Annotated in this window: 21 protein-coding genes and 1 other RNA gene; 11 read left to right on the plus strand and 11 right to left on the minus strand. The window is 70.3% G+C overall.

What is annotated here, in order from left to right; all coding sequences use genetic code 11:
• Positions 1–33: 33 nt before the first annotated feature.
• A complete protein-coding gene (hflC, locus tag BT98_RS0108905; RefSeq protein WP_019459313.1) occupies positions 34–963 on the minus strand; it encodes a protease modulator HflC in 930 nt (309 codons plus the stop codon).
• Positions 960–2,231 (minus strand): FtsH protease activity modulator HflK, encoded by a 1,272-nt coding sequence (gene hflK / locus BT98_RS0108910; protein ID WP_019459314.1) that lies wholly within the window; start codon positions 2,229–2,231, stop codon positions 960–962. The genes hflC and hflK overlap by 4 nt, the downstream gene beginning before the upstream one ends.
• Before the next feature lie 438 nt (positions 2,232–2,669).
• On the opposite strand from hflK, the gene apbC reads away from it, so the two are divergent.
• Together apbC and BT98_RS0108920 are read left to right on the plus strand one after the other, a co-directional pair.
• On the plus strand, positions 2,670–3,770 hold the full coding sequence (apbC, locus tag BT98_RS0108915; protein WP_019459315.1) for an iron-sulfur cluster carrier protein ApbC: 1,101 nt from the start codon (positions 2,670–2,672) through the stop codon (positions 3,768–3,770).
• Positions 3,771–3,931: 161 nt separating this feature from the next.
• Positions 3,932–4,603 (plus strand): hypothetical protein, encoded by a 672-nt coding sequence (locus tag BT98_RS0108920; RefSeq protein ID WP_019459316.1) that lies wholly within the window; start codon positions 3,932–3,934, stop codon positions 4,601–4,603.
• 4 nt (positions 4,604–4,607) lie between these two features.
• On the opposite strand, the gene BT98_RS0108925 is transcribed toward BT98_RS0108920, so the two are convergent.
• The 3 genes from BT98_RS0108925 to BT98_RS0108935 all read right to left on the minus strand — a co-directional run bounded on the left by BT98_RS0108925 (position 4,608) and on the right by BT98_RS0108935 (position 6,881).
• Positions 4,608–4,937, minus strand: coding sequence for a hypothetical protein (locus BT98_RS0108925; RefSeq protein WP_019459317.1), 330 nt, complete (start codon positions 4,935–4,937; stop codon positions 4,608–4,610).
• The gene (gene thyX / locus BT98_RS0108930; RefSeq protein ID WP_019459318.1) at positions 4,934–5,869 is read right to left on the minus strand and encodes an FAD-dependent thymidylate synthase; all 936 of its coding nucleotides are present in this window, start codon (positions 5,867–5,869) and stop codon (positions 4,934–4,936) included. The genes BT98_RS0108925 and thyX overlap by 4 nt, the downstream gene beginning before the upstream one ends.
• Before the next feature lie 106 nt (positions 5,870–5,975).
• Positions 5,976–6,881, minus strand: coding sequence for an alpha/beta fold hydrolase (locus BT98_RS0108935; RefSeq protein WP_202801163.1), 906 nt, complete (start codon positions 6,879–6,881; stop codon positions 5,976–5,978).
• Positions 6,882–6,969: 88 nt separating this feature from the next.
• On the opposite strand from BT98_RS0108935, the gene ssrA reads away from it, so the two are divergent.
• The 9 genes from ssrA (at position 6,970) to BT98_RS0108975 (ending at position 13,320) form a co-directional block, all read left to right on the plus strand.
• Positions 6,970–7,296: a transfer-messenger RNA gene (ssrA, locus tag BT98_RS26555) on the plus strand.
• A 118-nt stretch (positions 7,297–7,414) separates the two neighbouring features.
• On the plus strand, positions 7,415–7,942 hold the full coding sequence (locus tag BT98_RS0108940) for an SspB family protein (protein ID WP_019459320.1): 528 nt from the start codon (positions 7,415–7,417) through the stop codon (positions 7,940–7,942).
• A 305-nt stretch (positions 7,943–8,247) separates the two neighbouring features.
• Positions 8,248–9,891, plus strand: a complete 1,644-nt coding sequence (locus BT98_RS0108945; RefSeq protein WP_026032897.1) for a fumarate hydratase — start codon at positions 8,248–8,250, stop codon at positions 9,889–9,891.
• Between the two features lie 140 nt (positions 9,892–10,031).
• Positions 10,032–10,208, plus strand: a complete 177-nt coding sequence (locus BT98_RS27190; RefSeq protein WP_019459322.1) for a hypothetical protein — start codon at positions 10,032–10,034, stop codon at positions 10,206–10,208.
• Between the two features lie 103 nt (positions 10,209–10,311).
• Complete coding sequence (locus BT98_RS0108955) at positions 10,312–11,346, plus strand: NAD(P)-dependent alcohol dehydrogenase (RefSeq protein ID WP_019459323.1); 1,035 nt, start codon at positions 10,312–10,314, stop codon at positions 11,344–11,346.
• A 140-nt stretch (positions 11,347–11,486) separates the two neighbouring features.
• A complete protein-coding gene (locus tag BT98_RS0108960; protein WP_019459324.1) occupies positions 11,487–11,891 on the plus strand; it encodes a VOC family protein in 405 nt (134 codons plus the stop codon).
• Positions 11,892–12,063: 172 nt separating this feature from the next.
• Positions 12,064–12,561 (plus strand): hypothetical protein, encoded by a 498-nt coding sequence (locus BT98_RS0108965; protein ID WP_019459325.1) that lies wholly within the window; start codon positions 12,064–12,066, stop codon positions 12,559–12,561.
• A 133-nt stretch (positions 12,562–12,694) separates the two neighbouring features.
• Complete coding sequence (locus BT98_RS0108970; RefSeq protein WP_019459326.1) at positions 12,695–12,934, plus strand: ribbon-helix-helix domain-containing protein; 240 nt, start codon at positions 12,695–12,697, stop codon at positions 12,932–12,934.
• Complete coding sequence (locus tag BT98_RS0108975; protein ID WP_019459327.1) at positions 12,931–13,320, plus strand: YbbN family protein; 390 nt, start codon at positions 12,931–12,933, stop codon at positions 13,318–13,320. The genes BT98_RS0108970 and BT98_RS0108975 overlap by 4 nt, the downstream gene beginning before the upstream one ends.
• A gap of 106 nt (positions 13,321–13,426) precedes the next feature.
• On the opposite strand, the gene BT98_RS0108980 is transcribed toward BT98_RS0108975, so the two are convergent.
• The 6 genes from BT98_RS0108980 to speD all read right to left on the minus strand — a co-directional run bounded on the left by BT98_RS0108980 (position 13,427) and on the right by speD (position 18,997).
• Positions 13,427–13,966, minus strand: coding sequence for a metallophosphoesterase family protein (locus BT98_RS0108980; RefSeq protein WP_019459328.1), 540 nt, complete (start codon positions 13,964–13,966; stop codon positions 13,427–13,429).
• Positions 13,956–14,504 (minus strand): GcrA family cell cycle regulator, encoded by a 549-nt coding sequence (locus BT98_RS0108985; protein WP_026032899.1) that lies wholly within the window; start codon positions 14,502–14,504, stop codon positions 13,956–13,958. The genes BT98_RS0108980 and BT98_RS0108985 overlap by 11 nt, the downstream gene beginning before the upstream one ends.
• 128 nt (positions 14,505–14,632) lie before the next feature.
• The gene (locus BT98_RS0108990; protein ID WP_019459330.1) at positions 14,633–15,601 is read right to left on the minus strand and encodes an acetamidase/formamidase family protein; all 969 of its coding nucleotides are present in this window, start codon (positions 15,599–15,601) and stop codon (positions 14,633–14,635) included.
• 80 nt (positions 15,602–15,681) lie between these two features.
• On the minus strand, positions 15,682–17,097 hold the full coding sequence (gene radA, locus BT98_RS0108995; protein WP_019459331.1) for a DNA repair protein RadA: 1,416 nt from the start codon (positions 17,095–17,097) through the stop codon (positions 15,682–15,684).
• Positions 17,098–17,568: 471 nt separating this feature from the next.
• Positions 17,569–18,441: a polyamine aminopropyltransferase gene (gene speE, locus BT98_RS0109000; RefSeq protein ID WP_026032900.1), complete on the minus strand. Its 873-nt coding sequence runs from the start codon at positions 18,439–18,441 to the stop codon at positions 17,569–17,571.
• Between the two features lie 97 nt (positions 18,442–18,538).
• Positions 18,539–18,997, minus strand: coding sequence for an adenosylmethionine decarboxylase (gene speD, locus BT98_RS0109005; RefSeq protein ID WP_026032901.1), 459 nt, complete (start codon positions 18,995–18,997; stop codon positions 18,539–18,541).
• Positions 18,998–19,027 lie beyond the last annotated feature (30 nt).

The following is a 19,027-nucleotide window of genomic DNA, read 5'->3' on the forward strand; positions in this document are numbered from 1 at the left end:
TTTCCGGGAACCCTTCCGGAACCTGCCCCGCCTTTACGGGGCCGGCGCGGGCGTTGGCGTGGGGGCCGGAGCCGCCGGGGGCACGATGCTTCCCGGGGTGGGCGCCGAGCGGAAGTAGCGGAAGAAGTCGCTGTCCGGCGCCAGCAGCAGCCGGGTTTCCGCCCGCCCCTCGACGAAGGCCGTCCGGTAGGCCTGCATGCTCCGCCAGAAGGAGAAGAACTGCGGGTCCGCCCCATAGGCCCTGGCGTAGATCTTGGTCGCCTCCTCCTCGCCCTCGCCGCGCAGCGCGTCGGCCTGGGCCTGGGCCTCGGCCAGCAGCACGGTGCGCTCGCGGTCGGCGCGGGCGCGGACCTGGGTGCCGATCTCGGCGCCCTCGGCGCGGATCTCGCGCGCCACGCGCTCACGCTCCGACTGCATGCGCGACAGGATGGCCTGGGTGTTCTCCTCAGGCAGGTCGGCACGGCGGATACGGACATCCACCACCTGCACGCCAAAGGAATCCGCCTCGGCATTCACCTGGTCGCGGATCGTGTTCATGATCCGCAGCCGGTCGGTCGAGAGCACCGAGAGCAGCGGCTCGTTGCCCAGCACGCGGCGCAGCGAGCCCGACATGATGGAGGACAGCCGCCCGCGGATGCCGCTCTCCAGCGAACCCACCGTCTGGTAGTAGCGCAGCGGGTCGCTGATGCGGAAGCGCGCGAAGCTGTCCACGATCAGCCGGCGCTGGTCGCCCAGGATGATCTCCTCGCCCGGCGATTCGAAGTCGAGCAGCCGGCGGTCGAAGGAGATCACGTTCTGGATCAGCGGGATCTTGGCATGCAGCCCGGGGTCGCGGATCACGCGGATCGGCTCGCCGAACTGGGTGATCAGCACCTGCTGGGTCTGGTGCACGGTGAAGAGGGTGGAGCTGAGGAGGATCAGCACCACCACCACGGCGGCGCCGAGCGCGATCAGGCGGTTCATCGGCCAGCCCCCTGCTGCACGAGGCCGCTGGCCGTGCCGGGCGCGCCGCCGGAGGGTGGGTTCGGCGCCGGGGCGGCACCGTTCTGGCCGGGGGCGCGGGGCGCGGCCGGATGCGGCGCCGCCTGCCCGTCGAGGTTGAGCAGCGGCAGCACGCCGCCGACATTCTCGTCCACGATCACCTTCGGGTTGTTCTGCAGGATCTCCTGCATGGTCTCCAGGTACATGCGCCGCAGGGTGATGTCCTGCGCGGTGCGATAGGCGGTGAGCACGCTGGTGAAGCGCTGCGCCTCGCCCTTGGCCCGGGCCACCTGCGCCTCGCGGTCCGCCTGGGCGGACTGGATCAGCTTCTCGGAATCACCGCGGGCGCGCGGGATGATGTCGTTGCGATAGGATTCCGCCTCGTTGCGGGCGCGCTCGCGGTCCGCCTGGGCGCGCTGCACGTCGCGGAAGGCATCCACCACGGAGGGCGGCGGGTCCACCTTCTGCATCTGCACCTGGGTGATCTCCACCCCGGCGCCGTACTGGTCCATGATCGCCTGGGTGCCCTGGCGCACCGCCTGCTCGATCTGCGCGCGCGCCTCGGTCAGCGCGGGCTGGATCGGGGTGCGGCCGATCACCTCGCGCATCATGCTCTCGGCGGCGGACTTCACCGTCTGCTCGGGATTGCGGGTGTTGAACAGGAACTCGCCGGCGTCGCGGATGCGCCAGAAGACGGCGAAGTCGATGTCGATGATGTTCTCGTCGCCGGTCAGCATCATCGATTCCTCGGTCACGTTGCGCGAGGGATTCGGCCGCACATTGGTCGCGCTGCTGTCCGCCGAGGAGCGGAAGCCGATGTCGATGCGGTTGATGCGGGTCACGCGCGGCGTCGTCACGCTTTCGATCGGCCAGGGAAGGTGGTAGTTCAGGCCGGGGCCGGTGGTCGCGCGGAAGGCGCCGAAGCGCATCACCACGCCCTGCTCGTCCGGCTGCACCCGGTAGATGCCGGAGGCCGCCCAGACGGCCACGAGGGCCAGGCCGATCAGGGCGATGCCCTTTCCGCCCCCGCCGCCGCGCGGCAGGAAGCGCCGGGCGGCGTCCTGCGCCTGGCGGATCACGTCATCGAGATCGGGACCGCGGCCGAAGGGACCGTTGCCGCCCCCGCCGCGGGGTGGCTGGCCCCAGGGGCCGTTGCCGGGACCGTTGCCCTGGTTGTTGCCATTCCCCCCGCCCGAAGGCGGGCGGGGATTGCCCCAAGGATTGGGTCCGCCGTTGCTGTTCCACGGCATGGGCCGTCAGGTACTCCCTGGTTTGGTCGCGTCTGCTATCCGTTCGCCACCCGGTGAGGGTCAAGCCCCGGTCCCTGCCACGCGTGCAACCGCCGGTGCCCGCCCGGCTTCCCCGGGGCGGGAAAGCGACAGGACGGAAACCGGGGAGTGCCGGAGCCGGGGCCGCCATGCGAAGGTCCCCGGCCCTGCCGGCACTCCCGCTGCCGGGGGGCCAGCGGACCGGCGCCGTCCCGCGCCCCGGCTTGCACGCGATGGCAGCATGGGCGCAAGAGCAGCCTCAAGGGAAGTCCCGGGCTTCCGGGGTTCCGGCTTCAAGGCCTGATTCAGGTTGATGGCCCCCGTGGCCGGGATGGACCGTGTGACGATGCGGCAGTTTCCGCCATTACATGATATTTTGTTAATCTTGCCGTAATTTGGAAAAGGTCAAGGGGACGAGGCATGGAAAGCGCGCTGACCGATGCGATCCGCGCGGCGCTCACCGAGGTCCGGGACCCGCAGACGGGACTGGATGTGGTCTCGGCGGGCTGGGTGCAGGGCCTGGTGGCCCGAGACGGGCTGGTGCAGTTCGCGCTGGAAGTGCCGCGCGAGCGCGCCCGCGCGCTGGAGCCGGTGCGTGCCGCGGCGGAACGCGCCGTGGCCGCCGTGCCGGGCGTGCTGTCGGCGACCTGCGTGCTGACCGCCCATCGCGCGGCGCCCCCGGCGGATGCGCCCCGGGCCGTACGCCCGCCGCCGGGCCAGGACAGGATGCTGCTGCCGGAGATCGGCGCCATTGTCGCCGTGGCCTCGGGCAAGGGCGGCGTCGGCAAGTCCACCACCGCCGTCAACCTCGCGGTCGCGCTGGCGGCGCAGGGGTTGCAGGTCGGACTGCTGGACGCGGACATCTACGGCCCTTCCCTGCCGCAGATGCTGGGCACGAAGCAGCGGCCGCGCAGCGCCGGGCAGCGGATCGAGCCGCTTTCCCGCTGGGGGCTGAAGGCCATGTCCATCGGCTTCCTGGTGGATGAGGAGACGGCGATGATCTGGCGCGGCCCGATGGTGATGGGCGCGCTGGAGCAGATGCTTTCCCAGGTCGAATGGGGCGCGCTGGACGTGCTGGTGGTGGACATGCCTCCCGGCACGGGCGACGCGCAGCTCACCATGAGCCAGCGCGTGCCGCTGAGGGGCGCGGTGATCGTGTCCACGCCCCAGGACGTGGCGCTGATCGACGCGCGGCGCGGCGTGCGGATGTTCGAGAAGGTCAATGTCCCGGTGCTCGGGCTGATCGAGAACATGTCCTATTTCTGCTGCCCCAACTGCAACCACCGCACCGAGATCTTCGGCCATGGCGGGGCCCGGGCGGAGGCGGAGAAGCTGGGCGTGGAGTTCCTGGGCGAGCTGCCGCTGCGGCTGGCGATCCGCGAGACCGCCGATGCCGGGACGCCGATCGTCCTGGCCCAGCCGGAGAGCGAGGAGGCCACCCTCTACCGCGCCATCGCGGCGCGGGTCTGGGAGAAGGCCGGCACCGTCGCCCCCGCGGCCCCCCGGATCACCATGGACTAGGAGCCGGGAACCGGCTTCCCCCGCGGGGCGGGCCGCCAGCCGCCTCGCCCCGGCCGTGGTGCGGCCGCGCCCGGCCCGCGCGGGATGGGCAGCGGCGCCGTGGCTTGGCAGATTGCAGAGGATGCGGCCCGGCCAGGGTCGCCACACCGGAGGAACCGCCCTTGATCCCCCATGTTTCCCGGCCGCGGCATGGCGGTCGCCGCCTGGCGCTGCCGATGCCGGCCGTCCCTGCCCTACTCGTCCCCGCTCTGCTCGGCGCGGCCCTGCTCGCCCTGTCCCCGGCGGCCAGGGCGGACGATACCTCGGAGGCCCTGGAGCGGGCCCGGAAGCTCTACGGCTCGGGCGACCTGAAGGGCGCCGCGAAGGAGCTGTCCTTTGCCGCCCGCGACATCGACCTGAAGCGCCGCACCCGCTACGCCAAGCTCTTCCCGCCCGCGCCCAGGGGCTGGACCCTGGAGGAGATGGAGAAGGAGGAGGAAGGCAGCGCCCTGGCCACCCAGATGCTCGGCGGCGGCGTCATGGTGGAGCGGACCTATAGCCGCGCCTCCGACGATGCGGAGATCAAGGCGCAGGTGATGGTGGACTCGCCGCTGGTGCAGTCCCTGGCCAGCGTGGCCAACAACCCGATGATGATGCGCCCCGGCGACAAGCGCGTCCGCCTGGGCGAGGAGAACGCCATCCTGCACTACGAGGCGGACAACAAGTCGGGCGAGGTTTCGCTGGTCGGCGGCAACCTCATGATCAAGCTGGAAGGCAGCGGGATCGAGGACCCCAAGGTCATGACCGACCTGCTCGGCGCCTTCGACCTGAAGAAGCTCCGCGACGGCGGCTGAAGCCTCAGCGGGCGGTGGCGCGCCCCAGGGCGAAGCCGGCGGCGAGGCAGCCGAGCATGATGGCACCGAGTTCCCCGAACAGCGCCTGCATCACCGGCAGGCCGACAAAGAGCGCCAGCAGGATCAGGATGATGGACAGCGGCCTGCGCCACCAGGGCAGGCCGGGGCGGCCCTGAAGCGCGGCGCGCAGCCGGGCGCCCTTGCCGTTGCCGGTCCGGCGCGGCCCCTTGCCGGGGGCGCGGGGGCCAGCCTTGCCGCCCGGCGGACGGGGGGCCGTGCCGGCGGAACCCGGCTTCCCGGCAGGGCCGGGGCGCTTGGCCGCCGTGCCGCTCATGCGCGGCCGAGCACCGCCATCAGCTCCCGCCATTCGCGCTTGCTGAGACCGGCCGCCTCGGCCGTGGGCTCCTGTCCGTCCAGCATGGCGCGCACCACCTCCAGCATCCGCGACGACAGCGTCACCGCGCCCAGGCGGTAGTCGCGGAAGGCCTCGGCGCAGAGCGGCACCCAGGCCTCCACCGCGCGCAGGATGGCCTCGGCATAGACGCGGATCTCGTACTGCGCATGGGCATCGGCGCGCAGCGAGAGGAAGTGGAACAGGTTGTGGAGATCCGCCTTCCAGTACCACTGCGTGTAGGCGTTCAGCGTCAGGTTCATCCGCGCCAGCTCGCGCGTCAGCCCCTGGCGGGCGGGATCGAGCACCTGCCCGTCCTCGCCCTCGTTCAGCATCTCGATGTAGTGGTCGTAGTTCCGCCCGGCATCCTCGCGCAACAGGGCGAGGACGCGCTCCGCCTCCTCCCCGCCCAGGATGTCTCCCCTGCCCTGGCGGTTGCTGGCGGACTGGGCGGCCAGGGCGCCGCGCTCGGGGATGTAGAACTCCCGGTCCAGCACCGAGTAGCGGGCGGAATACTCGTTCACATTGGCCATGCGGTGCCGGATCCACTGCCGGGCGACGAAGATCGGCAGCTTCACATGCAGCTTGATCTCGCACATCTCGAAGGGCGTGGAGTGCCGGTGCCGCATCAGGTAGCGGATCAGCCCCCGGTCCTCGTTCGCCGCGCGCGTGCCGCGACCATAGGAGACGCGGGCGGCCTGCACCACCGCCGCGTCGTCGCCCATGTAGTCCACCACCCGGACGAAGCCGTGGTCCAGCACCGGCAGCGCCTCGAAGAGCATCGCCTCCAGCGCCGGGACGGTGGGGCGGCGCGTCTCGTGCCGCTGGGCCCGCGCTTCCGCCAGTTCCGCCTGCTGCCGCTCCGTCAGCGCCATGCCCTGTCCCCCATCAACGCGCGGACATGCCGCAGTTCCGGGCCGTTCTAGAATGGCCGAAGCCGCGGCGCCATAACGCTGCCGAATGGCAGACCGGCCGCCAGGATCACCCGGCGCGGGCGGCCGGATGCGCCTTCAGGAAGGCCTCCAGCGCCGCGATGAACTCGGGCCGCCCCGGTGCGGTGCCATGGCTGGCGCCGGGGATGGTCACCAGCTCCAGCTGCGGCATCACGGCCTTCAGCCGCTCGAAATCCTTGAGGTACGGGTCGTTCGTCCCGACGATCCCCAGCACCGGCACGGTGACGGCGCGCATCTGCGCCTCGGTCACCACCTGGTCGGGGTTGGAACGCCGCACCGCCGCCAGGGCCTTCGGGTCCTTGCCCGCCAGGGCCTGGGCCGAACGCTCCCGCAGTTGCGCCTCGGTCGGCGGCGGCTGGTCCCGGGGCCAGAGGCGCAGGATCTGCGACGTCAGGAGTCCCTCGTCCATCTCGGCGGATTCCACGTCGACGCGCTTCTGGTCCTCCTCGCTCCAGTTCCGCCGGCCCGAGGCGCCGCCCAGGGTCGCGGTGACGAAGCGCTCCGGCCGTGTGGTCAGGAGTTGCGCCACCACATGCGCGCCCATGGAATAGCCCACGATATGGGCCTTGGTGATCGACAGGTGGTCCATCAGCCGCGTGATGTCGTAGCCCATCTCCGGCCCGTAGGCGGAACGGTCATGCGGCTTGCCGGACAGCCCGTGGCCGCGCGCGTCGAGGGCGATGGTGCGGTAGCCCCGCGCCAGGGCCGGGAAGATGCCGGTCCGCACCCATTGCCCCTGGATGTCGTCCGTGTAGCCGTGCAGCAGGATGACCGGATCGCCCTGCCCCGCCTCGATGTAGCGAATCTTCACCCCTGCGGAGTCGAAGGAGCGGTTCTCCTCTGCCGCCCGGGCGCCGGGCCAGCCCATGGCACTCCATGCGGCACCCATGGCGGAAGCCGCCAGCAACCGGCGCCGGCTCGTGATCCCTCGCATGTTCGTCCTCCCTCGTTCGCGGGCGCTCTGCGGCGCCGGCGGAGAGGATGGAACCCTGGGAAAGGACGCGGCAAGTCGTGGTGGGCAGCCCCTCGATTTCCGTCACGGGATCGCCTATATGGGTGTTGCTCACCTTCGGGTGGCTATGGCGATAAACGGCAGGTGGAATAAGTGTTGCGGACCCGGGGGCAGTGCCCGGCGCCTCCACCATTCGATCCCCCGAGGTCGTTCGGGGCAGGATGGGGGCGAAACAGGTTCGACGCGCATGGTAAAGCCCTGTCTTTTGCCCGGCATTGTACCGCCGTTATCGGGCTAATTCATAAGTGCCAACGATAACAGCCGCGAGGCTGTGGCGCTCGCTGCCTAAATAGGTAAGCGCCGTCCGGGGGGAACGGGGCAACAGAATCCCCCCACTTATCTTCTTTTTGGCCTTCCCCGATGCGTTCTCCGCTTCCGTGGGCCTTGCCAATCCTGCCCACTGGCGCCATCCCGCCATCGTTCCTAAAATCCGGGGCAACAGGATTGACCGTGACATGAGTGACCAGCCCCCCCTGGCCGAGAGTCTGCTGCCCTATGACCGCTGGACCGAGGACGCCATGCGCGAGGTCGCGCTGCGCGCCCTCGAACACGCGGCGGAACACGGGCTGCCCGGGGAGCATCACTTCTACCTCAGCTTCCGGACCGACGCGCCCGGCACGGTCGTGCCGGGCCATCTGCGGGCGAAGTATCCGCAGGAGATGACGGTGGTGCTGCAGCACCAGTTCTGGGACCTGAAGGTGGACCGCGAGGCCCGGCAGGTCTCCGTCGGCCTCAGCTTCGGCGGCACGCCCTCCACGCTGGTCATCCCCTTCGATGCCCTGACCGGCTTCCTGGACCCGCATGTGCGGGTCGGGCTGCGCTTCAACCCGCCGGAAGGTGTCGGGGAAATGCCCGAGGAGCCGAGCCTGCTGCCCCCCGCCGAGGCACGTCCTGCCGAGCCCGAGGCCCCGCCGCCGCCTTCCGGCCCGGCCGAGGTGGTCAGCCTGGATGCCTTCCGCCGGCGCCCCAGCGGCCGGGATTAGCCCCCGGGGCTGAGCCGGGCGGGCACCCTCGCCTTTCCGCCCCATCCCCGGCGGGAGCCTGGCCGCGCCCTGCCGCATGGCTGCCACCGCAAGGGCACCATTTCTCCGGGCATCGGGTCCGGATGCCCCGCCGCAGCCCGCGGCCAGGGAAAAGCGCTTGCCCGCGACGGTAGCGTGCCCGGGATGGGTGGAGTAGAGCGTGGAAAAACGCGTTCTTCTCCCTTCTGCCCGGAGAGCAAAAAGTGACCGACGTTCTGACCACCCCCTCGCCCGACGCCTCCTCCGGCGCCGAGGCCGATGCCGGCATGCCGGTGTCACAGCGGAGCAAGGATTTCCGCTACAGCCCGCTCCTGCCACTCGGCGAGGACAGGACCCGCTACCGCCGCCTGCCCATCGAGGGCGTGAAGACCATCGAGGCGAACGGCAGGCGCATCCTCTCCATCCCGGAGAAGGTGCTGGAGGACCTGGCCTTCGCCGCCTGCCACGATGTCTCGCACCTGCTGCGGCCGGCGCATCTGGCGCAGCTCCGCAGGATCCTCGACGATCCCGAGGCCAGCCCGAACGACCGCTTCGTGGCGCTGGACCTGCTGAAGAACGCCAACATCGCCGCTGGTGGCATCCTGCCCATGTGCCAGGACACCGGCACCGCCATCGTCTTCGGCAAGAAGGGCCAGCGCGTCTGGGTCGAGGGTGACGAGGAGGAGGCGCTCTCCTATGGCGTGTTCCGCACCTATACCGAGACCAGCCTGCGCTATTCGCAGATGGCGCCCCTCTCGATGTTCGAGGAGGTGAACACCGGCAACAACCTCCCCGTCCAGTTCGACATCTACGCCAGCCCCGGCGAGCACCATGCGGACGAGTTCCACCTGATGTTCGTGCTGAAGGGCGGCGGATCGGCCAACAAGACCTTCCTCTACCAGCAGACACGCGCGGTGCTGAACAAGCCCAAGCTGCTCGCCTTCCTGGAAGAGAAGATCAGGACGCTCGGCACCTCCGCCTGCCCGCCCTACCACCTCTCCATCGTGATCGGCGGCACCTCGGCCGAGGCCAACCTCAAGACGGTGAAGCTCGGCTCCACCAAGTACCTGGACGAGTTGCCGGAGAAGGGCGACCGCACGGGCCACGGCTTCCGCGACCGGGAGCTGGAGGCCGAGATCCACAAGCTGACGCAGAACATCGGCATCGGCGCCCAGTTCGGCGGCAAGTATTTCTGTCACGACGTGCGCGTCATCCGCCTGCCGCGCCATGGTGCCTCGCTGCCCATCGGCATCGGCGTCTCCTGCTCCGCCGACCGCCAGATCAAGGCGAAGATCACCGCCGAGGGCGTGTTCCTGGAGGAGCTGGAGCACGATCCGGCGAAGTACCTGCCGGAGCACACGGACGAGGCCCTGGGCGGCGAGGTGGTGAAGATCGACCTCGGCCGTCCGATGGACGAGATCCGCGCCGAGCTGAGCCGCCACCCGGTGAAGACCCGCGTCTCGCTGACCGGCACCATCGTGGTGGCGCGCGACATCGCCCATGCCAAGCTGCAGGAGCGGCTGGACCGGGGCGAGGGCCTACCGCAGTACATCAAGGACCACCCCGTCTATTACGCCGGCCCTGCCAAGACGCCCGAGGGCATGCCCACCGGTTCCTTCGGCCCCACCACCGCCGGGCGCATGGACAGCTATGTGGCGAATTTCCAGGCCGCGGGCGGGTCGCTGGTGATGCTGGCCAAGGGCAACCGCTCCAAGGCCGTCACCAATGCCTGCAAGCAGTATGGCGGCTTCTATCTCGGCTCGGTCGGCGGCCCCGCCGCCCGGCTGGCGCAGGACTGCATCAGGAAGGTCGAGGTGCTGGAATATCCGGAGCTCGGCATGGAGGCGGTCTGGAAGGTCGAGGTGGTGGACTTCCCGGCCTTCATCGTCGTGGACGACAAGGGCAACGACTTCTACGAGGGGCTGGAGTAAGGCCCCTCCCCTCCCGGAAGGCAGGCTCCGAAAAGGGCGCGGCGGCGGAAACGCCGTCGCGCCCTTTTCCGTTCCGGAGCCGGGCGCGGCACTTCTCCACCGGGGAACGGTGCCACGCCATCCTGGCAGGAGGCTGTGCTGTGGAAGTCCGTTACCTGGAGAGCGTGGCAGGCGAGCATGTGTCGCGGGCGGTCCGTTTCAACGGCCCCGGCTGGTACGTGCTGGATGACCAGGGCGACCTGGTTTCCGGCCCCTATCCGAGCCGCGAGAAGGCCCAGAAGGTGGTGGCGGAGCAGTTCACCGTGCCGAGGCCCTGAAGCGCTACGCAGCCGGCCCCGGAGGCTGGGCACGGCCGTCCCCCCCGCTGGACGCCCCGCCGTCCTGGCGCCAACATCGGCGCAAAGGAAACGGAGACCCGCCATGCGCGCCCTGGTTCTGGAAAGGCAGCACGAGCTGCGCCTGCGTGACATCGACCTGCCCGACAGGCTGGGCGAGGAGGATGTACGGATCGCCGTGAAATGCGTCGGCATCTGCGGCAGCGACCTGCACTACTACCTGCACGGCGCCATCGGCCAGTTCGTGGTGCGAGAGCCGATGGTGCTCGGCCACGAGGCCAGCGGCGTGGTGACGGAGGTCGGCGCCAGGGTCACGAACCTGAAGCCCGGCGACCGCGTCTGCATGGAGCCCGGCATCCCGGACTGGACCTCGCGCGCCGCGCGCCAGGGCCTCTACAACCTTGACCCCGCCGTGCGCTTCTGGGCGACGCCGCCGGTCCATGGCTGCCTGGCGCCGGAGGTGGTGCATCCCGCCAACCTGACCTTCCGGTTGCCGGACAATGTCAGCTTCGCCGAGGGTGCCTTTGTCGAGCCTCTGGCCGTCGGCATTCAGGCGGCGGTGAAGGCGCGCATCGCCCCCGGGCAGGTGGCGGTGGTGCTGGGCGCCGGGACGATCGGCATGATGACCGCCCTCGCCGCCCTGGCTGCCGGCTGCGCCTCGGTGGTGGTGACGGACGTGCAGGCGGAGAAGCTGGAGATCGCCGGCCGCTATGCCGGCATCCACCCGGTGAACGTCGCGCGGGAGGATGCGGCGGAGAAGGTCCGCGCCCTCACCGATGGCTGGGGCGCCGACGTGGTCTTCGAGGCCAGCGGCAGCCCGCGCGCCTTCGCCGGGATGATGGACCTCGCCTGCCCCGGCGGCGCGTTGGTGCTGGTCGGCATCCCGCCGGGTCCCGTCCCCTTCGACGTCAGCGCGGCGCAGGTGAAGGAGCTGCGGATCGAGAACGTCTTCCGCTACGCCCATGTCTTCCCGCGCGCGGTGGCGCTGCTGGCTTCCGGCAAGATCGACGTGAAGCCGCTGATCTCCCGCACCTTCCCCTTCGAGCAGTCGGTGGAGGCCTTCGAATTCGCGGCGGAAGGGCGGCCCGAGGTCATCAAGACGCAGATCGCCTTCGATTGATCGCCTCGCCATGCCCGCCGGCCCGGCCGGCGGGTGTTCCGTCGCGCGATGCCGGATTATCGTCGCCCCTCCTTCATCGGGCGGGCGGGTATCGCAGGCCGGATCGACGGCCCCATCTGTTGTTCGAGGAACTCTGACCCATGCGCTTCGCCGTGGACCGGCTCGACCACCTCGTCATCACCTGCCGCGACCTGGAGACCAGCGCCTCCTGGTACCAGCGCGTGCTGGGCATGGAGCGGGAAGCCTTCGGCCCGAAGAACCGGACCGCGCTGCGCTTCGGCGGCCAGAAGATCAACCTGCGCCCCGTGGATGCCTCGGCGGAGGACTGGGAGACGGGGCACAACCCGACCCCGGGCGTGCAGGACCTCTGCTTCGTTGTCGCCGTCTCGGGCGAGGACATCGCGGCGCATCTGCGCGAATGCGGTGTGACCGTGCTGGACGGGCCGGCGCCGAAATACGGCGCGCTGGGGCCCATCACCTCGGTCTATTGCCGGGACCCGGATGGCAACCTGATCGAGATCTCGACCTACTCCAACCAGTCCTGAGCCATCTCCACCAGCGCCGCTCCCATGGGGGAGGCTCACGGTGTTTTGCCCGCCCCGAGGTGCCCCGCGAGCCATGGATCACCCCCAAGATGAGACAGCGAGGCACCGGAGGGGCGGGATGCGAGGACAGGTTCGGACGGTGAACCCGGTGGGCCGGGCGATACCCCCAGGAATGGCCGGCGCCCTGCTGGCCGCCGCCGTCCTGCTGAACCTTCCCCTGGCGACACAGGCCGCAGGGTCGGCGGAACCCTCCGGCCCGGCCGCCCGCTGCGCCCGGATCGGCGACGACGATACGGTCCGGGGCTATGATCCTTCCCTGCGCGACGGCTTCCTGCGTGCCTGGCGCAAGAGCTTCCCCGGCGGCACGACGAAGCCGGACGAGGCTCTGTTGCAGGCCCAGTCGCACTATCGCTGCATGGACGGGCATCTCTATGCCTGTTTCACCGGCGCCAACCTGCCCTGCGACAAGCTGGACCAGCGGCGCGAGAATGCCGGGGCGGAGGCGTTCTGCCGGGAGAACCCCGCTTCCGACTCGATCCCCATGGTCGCGACCGGCCACGACACGCCCTATGAATGGCGCTGCCGCAACGGCCGCGCCGAAGTGGTGGGCACGGTGCAGGACCTGGATGCACGCGGCTTCGGCAAGGCGCTCTGGACCCGCATGAATTGAGTTCGATGCTCCCTGCCGATGAAGCTGGCTTTGGCCAGCGGGTGCGGCCGGGGGACATGATCCATGCCGGCTCCGGCCTTTCCGGCGCCAGGGGCTGATCCCACATCCCGGCGGACATTCCGAAACGAGGCCGATGCGGCATCTGTTGAAACGTTCCTTCAGCCTGGCGGGGCATCGCACCTCCGTCGCGCTGGAGCCCGATTTCTGGACAGCGCTGGAGGGCATGGCCCACCGGCGCAGCCTGCCCCTTGCCCGCCTGGTGGCCGAGGTCGATGCGGCGCGCACGGAGACCGGCATGCCGCTGGCCTCCTCGCTGCGCCTCCTCGCCCTGGCGGATGCCCGCAAGGCGGCACGGGGCGGGGAACCGGCATGATCGACACCGCGCATCCGGATTTCTTCGCGCGCTTCCCCATGCGGCCCGTCACCCATGACAGGCTGGATGCCGTGCTGGCCGAGGAGGTGCCGCAGCACCTGGCGCTGCTTTTCCTCTGGGGCCGCGACTGCCCCAACTGCGACATCGCCAAGGCGGCCATGCTGACACGGCCCGAACGCTTCCAGTGGCCGGAACTGCGCTGGCTGCACGACAACGTCTATGACGATCCGGAGATGGCCACCCGCTTCGGCCTGCACGGCATCCCGGTCTTCTTCCTGTTCCAGGGGCGGCGCGTGGTGGGCCGCATCACCGGCTGGCCCGGGGCCGCCGCCTTCACCGGCGCCATCGCGCAGCAGCTCGCCGCCCTGCCCTCCCAGCCCCGCTGACGTCGCCCTTTCCGAACGTGTGCCTTCGGCTCTCGCGGCCGATGCCGGGGCCGCTCCGACCGGGCACCGCCGCCCACCACGGCCAAACCGGGCTGATCCGGACGGATCAGGCGCCGGACCTGCCCGCCGCCAGGATCGTCGCCAGGTTCACCGGCCGGAAATCCCAGGCATCCACGCCGACATCGGTCTGGCGCGGCAGCGGCTTCAGCCGGCCATGGCTGTGCCCGTGCAGGTTGCGCCAGCCCTTGTGCATGTTCCGCCAGGTCCGGAAGGCATAGTGGCAGAGCACCAGCGGCACTTCCTCCACCACGATCTCCGCATAGGGCCTCATGCTGGCCCAGCCGGGCTGCTCCGTGACGGCGGGCCCGTCATTGTTGCCGGTGACGAGATGCTTCCTGCCATGCAGCCCATCCAGCAGGGCCGCCACTTCCGCCACGGACCGGTTCAGCGCGAAATCGCCGAGATGCCAGACCTCGTCCTCCGGCCCGACCACCTCGTTCCAGCGCGCGGCCAGGGCCGCATCCATCGCGGCGACCGAGGGGAAGGGGCGCCGGTAGAGACCCAACGCCCCGCCATGGCCGAAATGCGTGTCGGCGGTGAAGAAGACCGTCAGCGGTGCCGCACCGAAGCAGTGATCAGGCGGCATCCTCGCGCCGGTCCCGCGCCTTCACGTAGGCGATCGAGGCGTGTTCGGCGCAATAGGGGCGGCCCGACACGGCCTCGGCCGTGCAGAAGCGGAATTCCGGCGTGCCTGGCTCGCCGATCGGCCAGCAGCAGGTGCGCGCGCCGGAACGCTGGAAGGGGCGCACCACCGGCGGCGCGGCAACCGGAGCGCGCGGCGCCGGGGCGCTGCGCGGGGCCGGAGGCGGCGCGGAAACGGCGGACACTGTGGCAGCCGGCGCGGCAACGGCCGGGCGCGGCGCGGGCGGCGGAGCCACCGGCGGCGGCGCGGCGGGGCGCGGGGCCTCCGCGACAGCGGCGCGTGACACGGCGGGCTCGGCGGCACGCGCCTCCCCCGCCTCCTCGCGCCGGATCGGGCTGGGACGCGCGGAGAGGTTCAGGCGATGTGCCTTACCCACCACCGCATTCTTCGAGATTCCCATCCGCCGGCCGATCTCGGCCGTCGAATGTCCTTCGGCCCAGAGAGCCTGCAGCGTCTCGATCGCTTCGGCGGTCCACTCCATCAGGGACTCCTCCGTATCCAGCACCGCTAGATACGGTAGGTGAATGCGCCCTGTTCCCACAAGATGCGGGCCGGCTCAAAGGCACGCAAAAGTTGTGGACGGATTGTGGATACCGGGGAGAAGCGGCTTCAGAACAACACTCCCTTGCGCAGCATCCCGTGCACGCCCTTCTCGCCGTTCACCGTCTGCGTCACGCGGAAATCCACCGCGAGGGAACAGAACTGATAGGCATCGGCGGGCGAGAGATCGGTGCGCGATGCGATGAAGCCGATCATCTCGCGCAGTGCCTGCTTCATGGCGAGGTCGAGATCCTCGTTCATGCCCATGGTGATAAAATGCGTCGCCGTCTCCGCACGCGGGAAACGCAGCAGCGGGTCCTTCGCGCCGCCGCCCTTCTCCAGCGTCAGGCGGAAATGCCCGTCGAGGCAGATTTCCAGCGCGTTGATGCAGACCTCGCCATCGCCCTGCACGCCATGCCCGTCGCCCGCGGAAAACAGCGCTCCCTCCACATGCACCGGCAAATAGAGCGTGGCGCCCGCGCCCAGCTCCTTGTTGTCGAGGTTGCCGCCATGGGCGCGCGGCTCCTTGGTGTTGATGCGCCCCCACTCGCGCGGCGGCGCCACGCCCATCACGCCGAAGAAGGGCGAAAGCGGCAGGGTGATCTCGCGCGCCATCGGCAGGCGGCAGGTCATCGCCTCGCGATCCACCGGGATGTGCAGCATGCGCGTGAAAGGGAAATCCTCCGGCAGCGTGCCCATCAGCGGACGGAAGCCGCAGAAGCCCCAGTCGGCGCCGAGCTCGATGCGCTCGATGTCCACCCGCAGCATGTCGCCGGGCTCCGCGCCGCGCACCGCCACAGGGCCGGTCAGGATATGCCCCGCCCCCAGGCGCGGCACCTTCGCCGCATGGATCGCTGCCAGGGCGGGCGGGATGGCGAGGCCGCTTTCCGGCGGCGGCATGATCTCCGGCGCGCCGGAGACGCATTGCAGCACCACGAGATCCCCGGATTCCACCGTGGCGACCGGGGCGAAGGAAGGATCGAAGACTCCCCAGCGCACGGTTTCGGGCGTCGCGGCGATCTGGTGCGTCTGGGGCAAGGGGCCTCCTGCGGGCGATGGGAGCCGGCCGAGTCCGGCGCGCGGAATTTTTCCGCATCATGTCGGGCTTGGCGAGGGCCTCACTCCGCTTCGGGCGATGCCTTTCGTGCGCGCGGGCGTGCCCCTGCCGCGAATTCCGCCACCAGATCCACCAGGTGCCCGTTTTCCACCAGCCGCAGCCCCTCCGGCGCGCTGAGCGCCCGGCCGCCGCGCGCCACGCGGCGCGGCAGGGTGGCGGCGTCGAAGCCCAGCTTGTGCGCCTCGCGCAGCCGCGTCTCCATCTGCGCCACCTGCCGGATCTCGCCGGACAGGCCGACCTCGCCGAAATAGACCATGCCCGGGCTGCTCGGCTGGTCCGTTGCCGCCGAGGCCAGCGCCGCCGCCACGGCGAGATCCGCCGCCGGCTCGGTGATGCGCAGGCCGCCCGCGATGTTCAGGTACACGTCGTTCTGCCCGACGCTCAGCCCGCAGCGGCTTTCCAGAACGGCGAGCAGCATGGAGAGCCGCCCGGAATCCCAGCCCACCACCTGCCGCCGCGGCGAGCCGCCATTGGAGGGCGAGAGCAGCGCCTGCACCTCCACCAGCACAGGCCGCGTGCCCTCCAGCCCGGCGAAGACAGCGGAGCCCGAGACATTCCCCCGGCGCTCCGCCAGGAAGAGCGCGGAAGGGTTCGGCACCTCCATCAGCCCGGCCTCGGTCATCTCGAAGACGCCGATCTCGTCGGTGGCGCCGAAGCGGTTCTTCACCGCGCGCAGGATGCGGAACTGGTGGCCGCGATCGCCTTCGAAATAGAGCGTGGCATCGACCATGTGCTCCAGCACACGGGGCCCGGCCAGCGTGCCCTCCTTGGTCACATGCCCGACCAGCACCAGCGCGAAGCCGCGCGTCTTGGCAAGGCGCGAGAGTTCGGCGGCGCAGGCGCGCACCTGGCTGACCGTGCCGGGTGCGCTGTCCAGGCTGTCGAGCCAGACGGTCTGGATCGAGTCGATCACCACCAGCCCGATATCGTGCTCATCCTCCAGGCTGGCCACGATGTCGCGCAGGTTGCCGGCGGCGGCGAGGCCCATCGGCGCCTCCGCCACGCCCAGTCGCAGGGCGCGCAGACGCACCTGCTCCACCGCCTCCTCGCCCGAGATGTAGAGCGTGCGCTTGCCGCGCGCGACACGCGCCGCCGCCTGCAGCAGCAGCGTGGACTTGCCGATGCCCGGATCGCCGCCCACCAGCACCACCGAGCCCGGCACGAAGCCGCCGCCCAGCACGCGGTCCAGCTCCGCGATACCCACCGCCGTCCGCGCCGGCGGGGCGGAACGCCCCTTCAGCCCGACGAACTCCACCCGCCGCCCCCCTGCGGTGCGCCCGGCCGGCCCCGGCGAGCGCGCCTCCACGGTCTCCTCGACCAGCGTGTTCCACTCGCCGCAGCCCTCGCACTTGCCCTGCCATTTCGGATGGGGCGTGCCGCAGGACTGGCAGACGTAGCGGGTGACGGGCTTGGCCAAGGCAGGGAACTCCGATCCCGAAAACAGGAACTATTCGGGAACATATAGCCCTGCACGCCCCGGAAAACGAGGGCGGCCGCCGCCGTCCCGTGCCCCGAAAGGGCCGCGCGCCTCCGCGGGGAGGGCGGCCACGGCGGGGCCGGTGACAGGCGGCGGCCGAAGGGGAACCGGCCGTCGCGTCGCCGCGTCCCGAAAGGGCGGCGCAACCCCGGGACGGGGGCGCGGCCACGGCGGGACCGGTGGAGCGCGACGGCCGGAGAGCCGTCCGCGAGGGAGGAGGAAAGCGGCCGTCACCGCCCCGCGCCCCGAAAGGACCACACGCCTCGGAGTGAGGGCGGTCGCGGCGGGGCCGGTGGAACGGTGACGGCCGGATGGGAAGCGGCCGCCGCCTCCCCGCGCCCCGAAAGGGCGGCGCGGCCCGGAAAGGGCGCGCCGTCACGGCGGAACCGGTGGAAGGCGGCGGCCGGAGCGTCAGCCCCTGGCGGGCAGGTGCTCCGCGATATAGGGCGGCAGGTGGAAGGCGCCGGCCTGGATCTCGGGCGTCCAGTAGCGGGTCTGGCCGAGGATGCCGGCCTTCTCCGCGCGCTCGCGGATCTGTTCCACCGTCGCATGGCGCGCCGCCGGGTCCTTGGCGGACCAGCCGAGCGTCATGTAGCCGCCGACATAGGTCGGCACCGCGGCGACATAGGCCCAGACATCGGCAAAGACCTTGCCGCGGCGCAGGCTGGTATCGCGCAGCTCGTCGGCCTGCATGATCGGCACGCCGCACTGGTTCACGACCAGCCCGCGATCCGACAGCAGGCGCGCGACATTGGCGTAGAACTCGTCGGTGAAGAGGACCTCGCCCACGCCGACCGGGTCGGTGCTGTCCACGATCACCACGTCGAAGGAACCCGCCGCCGCCTTGCGCACATAGTCGATGCCGTCGCCGACGATCACCTCGGCACGCGGGTCATTCCAGGCGTCCCCGGCGATCTCCGGCAGGAACTCCTTGACCAGGCGGATCACCTCGCCGTCGATCTCGACCATCACGGCCTTCTCGACATTGCGTTGCTGCAGCACGCGCTTCAGAACGCCGCCGTCGCCGGCGCCGATGATCAGCACGCGCCGCGCATCGCCATGCGCCAGCAGCGGCACATGGGTCAGCATCTCCTGATAGACGAACTCGTCCATCTCGGTGATCTGCGTCACGCCGTCGAGCAGCATGACGCGGCCATGGCTGTAGGACTCGAAGATCATGATGTCCTGGAAGTCCGACTGGACGCGCGCCAACTCGCGCTTCACGCGGAAGCGCTGGCCCCAGTCGGGATAGAGGGTCTCGTTCACCCAGGAATCAATCGTCATCTCGAATCCCTCGCCCAAGAGCTTCGGAATGGTTTCCGCAAAGAGAGAGGGCGGACCCTAGGGCCCGCCCCCGGTCATCGCACGTGACGCTTTGGCGTCAGACGGAGATGCCGCGGCGATGCTCGCCGAGCTGCACGCGCTCGGGCAGGAAGCCCTTCTTCAGCAGCGGGATCGCCTTGTACGGATCGCAGACGCCGCAGACGAAGATGTCCAGCGCGGCGAAAGCCTTTTCCGGCCAAGTGTGGATCGACACGTGGCTCTCCGCCAGGACCAGCACGCCGGACACGCCGCCGTTGGGCTGGAAGTGGTGGAAGTGCCCGTGCAGGATCGTGGCACCCGTGGCGATCGCGGCCTCACGCAGCACATCGTCGATGTGCGCGGGGTCGTCGAGATTCGTCGCACCCCAAAGGTCGATGATCAGATGCGTACCCGCGAAGCGGACACCATCCTTCTCGACGAAGTAATCCTTTGCCTCATCGGCGCCGGAGGAGAAGTTTCCCTGGGCGTCGCTCGGAAATTCCGAGACCATCCCCAGCGGAGCGGTAAGAGCGTCCATATCGGCCCCCTGTTCCACCAGAAGACGACC

This window comes from Roseomonas mucosa ATCC BAA-692, assembly GCF_000622225.1.
Classification (GTDB): Bacteria; Pseudomonadota; Alphaproteobacteria; order Acetobacterales; family Acetobacteraceae; genus Roseomonas; species Roseomonas mucosa.

Coding starts and splice junctions, on each gene's coding strand:
- BT98_RS0108975 (WP_019459327.1), top strand. CDS start 12,931: ATGATCGACACCGCGCATCCGGATTTCTTCGCGCGCTTCCCCATGCGG.
- BT98_RS0108970 (WP_019459326.1), top strand. CDS start 12,695: ATGCGGCATCTGTTGAAACGTTCCTTCAGCCTGGCGGGGCATCGCACC.
- BT98_RS0108940 (WP_019459320.1), top strand. CDS start 7,415: ATGAGTGACCAGCCCCCCCTGGCCGAGAGTCTGCTGCCCTATGACCGC.
- BT98_RS0108955 (WP_019459323.1), top strand. CDS start 10,312: ATGCGCGCCCTGGTTCTGGAAAGGCAGCACGAGCTGCGCCTGCGTGAC.
- BT98_RS0108980 (WP_019459328.1), bottom strand. CDS start 13,966: ATGCCGCCTGATCACTGCTTCGGTGCGGCACCGCTGACGGTCTTCTTC.
- apbC (WP_019459315.1), top strand. CDS start 2,670: ATGGAAAGCGCGCTGACCGATGCGATCCGCGCGGCGCTCACCGAGGTC.
- speD (WP_026032901.1), bottom strand. CDS start 18,997: ATGGACGCTCTTACCGCTCCGCTGGGGATGGTCTCGGAATTTCCGAGC.
- BT98_RS0108965 (WP_019459325.1), top strand. CDS start 12,064: ATGGCCGGCGCCCTGCTGGCCGCCGCCGTCCTGCTGAACCTTCCCCTG.
- BT98_RS0108960 (WP_019459324.1), top strand. CDS start 11,487: ATGCGCTTCGCCGTGGACCGGCTCGACCACCTCGTCATCACCTGCCGC.
- hflK (WP_019459314.1), bottom strand. CDS start 2,231: ATGCCGTGGAACAGCAACGGCGGACCCAATCCTTGGGGCAATCCCCGC.
- BT98_RS0108985 (WP_026032899.1), bottom strand. CDS start 14,504: ATGGAGTGGACCGCCGAAGCGATCGAGACGCTGCAGGCTCTCTGGGCC.
- BT98_RS0108945 (WP_026032897.1), top strand. CDS start 8,248: ATGCCGGTGTCACAGCGGAGCAAGGATTTCCGCTACAGCCCGCTCCTG.
- speE (WP_026032900.1), bottom strand. CDS start 18,441: ATGACGATTGATTCCTGGGTGAACGAGACCCTCTATCCCGACTGGGGC.
- hflC (WP_019459313.1), bottom strand. CDS start 963: ATGAACCGCCTGATCGCGCTCGGCGCCGCCGTGGTGGTGGTGCTGATC.
- thyX (WP_019459318.1), bottom strand. CDS start 5,869: ATGGCGCTGACGGAGCGGCAGCAGGCGGAACTGGCGGAAGCGCGGGCC.
- BT98_RS0108925 (WP_019459317.1), bottom strand. CDS start 4,937: ATGAGCGGCACGGCGGCCAAGCGCCCCGGCCCTGCCGGGAAGCCGGGT.
- BT98_RS0108935 (WP_202801163.1), bottom strand. CDS start 6,881: ATGCGAGGGATCACGAGCCGGCGCCGGTTGCTGGCGGCTTCCGCCATG.